The 3,775-nt window shown below is 25.8% G+C and carries 3 protein-coding genes; all 3 read left to right on the forward strand.

Annotation, left to right across the window (positions count from 1 at the left end):
• Positions 1-474 precede the first annotated feature (474 nt).
• Positions 475-1,581 carry a ribose-phosphate pyrophosphokinase gene (locus ACRDDY_RS08780; RefSeq protein ID WP_438564577.1) on the forward strand — a complete coding sequence of 369 codons (1,107 nt, stop codon included), beginning with the start codon at positions 475-477 and terminating at the stop codon, positions 1,579-1,581.
• A 470-nt stretch (positions 1,582-2,051) separates the two neighbouring features.
• Complete coding sequence (gene asrA / locus ACRDDY_RS08785) at positions 2,052-3,083, forward strand: anaerobic sulfite reductase subunit AsrA (RefSeq protein WP_438564578.1); 1,032 nt, start codon at positions 2,052-2,054, stop codon at positions 3,081-3,083.
• Position 3,084: 1 nt separating this feature from the next.
• The coding region (locus tag ACRDDY_RS08790) for an FAD/NAD(P)-binding protein (protein ID WP_438564579.1) at positions 3,085-3,775 on the forward strand (691 nt) is incomplete at its 3' end.

Raw genomic sequence — 3,775 nt, forward strand, 5'->3', positions numbered from 1 at the left:
TAAAGCAAAGGCTTTAAATTCTTCAAAGAACTTTTTCATTTTAAAATCTCCAATCTTTATAATTTTTCTTTTGTGTATAATAAATTCCGTTTATAAATATATAATAAAAAGATAAAGAAATCAAATTTTATTCATAAAAATTTTCTATATTGGCATCTTTGGGAATATAAATAAGTTAAAGAAGTAACTTGAAGGTGTAAAAAATTTAATTATTATAAATATATAATATGAAAAATTTAAATGGAACTAATAAATAAAACTATTAGTATACTTTATATAAAATAAACTTAAAAAAGTATATACTTTAAATTAATAATAATACTTTTAAAGTATATTAGTATATGTTAAAATGGAAGAAAAAATAAAAAAAAGAAGAAATTTATCGAAAATTATTTATTAAGATGGATTTTTAATGTATACTAGAAACAGAAACTTAATAAATTTTTATTGTCTAGAAAAAGGAGAATTGTAACTATGGAATTAACTCATGATCTTGGATTAATAGTATTAGATAGCTTTAATGAGGTTGGTAATGCTGTTGATAAATACATTAGAGAAAAAAGAAACAAGGAAGAGTCTTATCTTGTTGATACAGAGCAAATAAGATTTTCAAATGGTGAAGGAAAGGTCAAAATTGCTGAAACAGTGAGAGGTAAGGATATTTACATTCTTTGTGATATTGGAAATTATAGCTGTACATATAAAATGTTCGGTTTTGAGAATCATAAAGGACCAGATGAGCATTTTCAAGATGTAAAAAGAACTATATCTGCAATAAAAGGTAAGGCAGCAAGAATAACAGTAATTATGCCTCTTTTATATGAATCAAGACAACATAGACGTAAAGGACGTGAATCTCTTGATTGTGCATTAGCACTTCAAGAACTTGAAAGTTTAGGAGTAGATGAAATCTTAACTTTTGATGTTCATGACCCTAATGTTCAAAATGCAATACCATTATTGTCATTTGAAAACATATATCCAACATATGAAATAGTAAAAAACCTTTTAACTGAAGAAAAAGATTTAGAATTAGATAAAGAAAAATTACTTGTAATAAGTCCTGATACTGGAGCTATGGATAGAGCTATTTATTACTCAAGTGTACTTGGAGTAGATGTGGGACTTTTCTATAAGAGAAGAGACCATACAGTAGTAGTTAATGGTAAAAATCCAATAGTTGAGCATGAATATATGGGAAGAGATGTAGCAGGAAAAGATGTTCTTATTGTAGATGATATGATAGCATCTGGTGAATCTGTTTTAGATATAGCTAAAGAACTTAAAGCTAGAAATGTAAGAAATGTTTATGTAGCAACTAGTTTTGGATTATTCAATGAAGGATTAGACAAGTTTAATAATTTCTATAAAGAAGGAGTAATAAAAAGAGTTTACTCAACTAATTTAACTTATGTACCTCAAAATTTAAGAGATGCTGAATGGTTTAGAATGGTTGATATGTCTGAATTTATAGGAAGAATAATAAAAAGATTAAATGAAGGAAAATCTATAGCTAAATTTATGGATGCAACTGAAGTAATTCAAAGTTTACTTCAAAATGTAGATAAGTACGAGCATTAATTTGAGAAAGGGCTGTCTTAAAATAGATAGTCCTTTAATTTTTTGTGTATATTTTAAAATTTCTGAACAAATTTTAAAGTAAAATAATAATTCTAGTAGAAAAATCAAAGTTTATTATGATTATTTTTTCGGGGTTTTTCTAAAATTTGATTTCAAACTCTATTTTTGAGATAGCTAATTTTAAAAATGAATATAAAATTGGTAAATAAACAAAAAAATACCTAAATTCTTATTAGTAAATTAATATAATTGATATAAAATAAAAATATTAAAAATATAAAGTATTTAGAAAAAACATATTTTTCACATATGATTGTTTAAAAATTAACAATAAATAGATGGGAATATAATGCATAAGGTTAAAAATTTAGATTTAATTAATATAAATGATAAATTGTAGTGATAGAAAAAAAATGAAAAAAGGAATAGTGTAAAAGAGTATATAAAAGATAAAATTTGGAGGAATGGATATGGGATATAAGTTAGACAATAGTTCAGTTGATGCTCTTTTAAGAGAACTAAAAAAGAAGTATAAAATTTATGCTCCTAAAAGATTTGAAAAGAGTGGAAGATACTCTGATACAGATATTATAAAGTATGGTGAGATAGATACAATTGATGAAGTTGTATTTGATAAAAAATCTACATACCCAGCTAAAGAAGTTGTATCGCCTATAAATCAAACTTTATATTATTTTAATGAAGATGAATTTAAAGAGGCAAAACCTAGTCATAATAAAGAAATATTAATTTTTGCAAGAGCTTGTGATATAAATGCACAAGAAAGACAAGATAAAATATTTTTAGAAAATGGGAACTTTAAAGATGAGTTTTATGACAGATTAAGAAAAAGAGTAAAGTTTGTTTGCATGGAGTGTATAGAAGGATTCGATACTTGTTTCTGTGTATCAATGCAAACAAATAAAACAGATAATTATTCAATAGGAATTAAAAAATCTAATGATGAATATTTATTTGAAGTTAAAGATGATGAGTTTAAAGATTACTTCAAAGGGGATAAAGAAGAAAACTTTAAATTAGACTTCATAAAAGAAAATATTCTTAAAGTAAATATACCAGAAATTGAAAATAAAGAGATTTTAGAAAAACTTAAAAACCATAAAATGTGGGATGAGTTTAATAAAAGATGTATAGGATGTGGAAGTTGTACAGTTGCGTGTAGTACATGTACATGTTTTACAACTATAGATATAACTTATTCAGAGAATGGAAAACTTGGAGAGAGAAGAAGAGTTGCAGCTTCTTGTCAAATTGAAGGTTTTGATACTATGGCAGGTGGACATGGATTTAGAAATACTGTAGGTGAAAGAATGAGATATAAAGTTCTTCATAAAATTCGTGACTATAAAGAAACATTTAAAGATTACAATATGTGTGTTGGATGTGGAAGATGTACTGATAGATGTCCTGAACATATTGCATTCCATGAAACTATAAATAAAGTATCAAAAGCTTTAGATGAGATAAGGGAGGACTTTTAAGATGAGTAATATATTAACACCAGTTCCTTGTGAACTTATTAAAATTATTCATGAAACAGAAACTGAATGGAGTTTTAGAGTAAAAACAAATATTCAAGTAGAACATGGGCAGTTTATACAGTTATCTATACCAAAGTTTGGAGAAGCACCAATATCAGTAAGTGGAATTGGTGATGGATATTTAGACTTTACAATACGTGCAGTAGGTAAAGTAACTGATGGAATATTTAATTTACAAGAAGGAGATACAATCTTTTTAAGAGGACCTTATGGAAAAGGATGGCCAATTGAAAAGTTTAAAAATAAAAATGTAGTGATTGTAGCAGGTGGAACAGGAGTTGCACCAGTTAGGAGTATGATAAATGAGTTTTTAAATACTAAAAATAGTGTGAAAAGCTTAAATTTAGTTTTTGGATTTAAAAATGAAAATAGTATTTTATTTAAAGATGAGTTAGATTTATGGAAAGAACATTTTAATACTATATATACATTAGATAATGGAAGCTTTGAAGGATTTGAACAAGGAATGGTGACTAAGCATTTATCAAAATTACCATTAGATAGCTTTAAAGATGATTTAGAAGTTATAATAGTAGGACCTCCAATAATGATGCATTTTACAGCACTAGAGTTTTTAAAACTAGGAGTAAAAGAAGAAAACATATGGGTTTCATTTGAAAGAAAAATGTCTT

Source organism: Clostridium sp., assembly GCF_051656525.1.
In the GTDB taxonomy this organism is placed as follows: Bacteria; Bacillota; Clostridia; order Clostridiales; family Clostridiaceae; genus Clostridium.

Bases quoted from the DNA above. Each gene is read 5' to 3' on its own strand.
- asrA (WP_438564578.1), top strand. From the start codon at position 2,052: ATGGGATATAAGTTAGACAATAGTTCAGTTGATGCTCTTTTAAGAGAA.
- ACRDDY_RS08780 (WP_438564577.1), top strand. From the start codon at position 475: ATGGAATTAACTCATGATCTTGGATTAATAGTATTAGATAGCTTTAAT.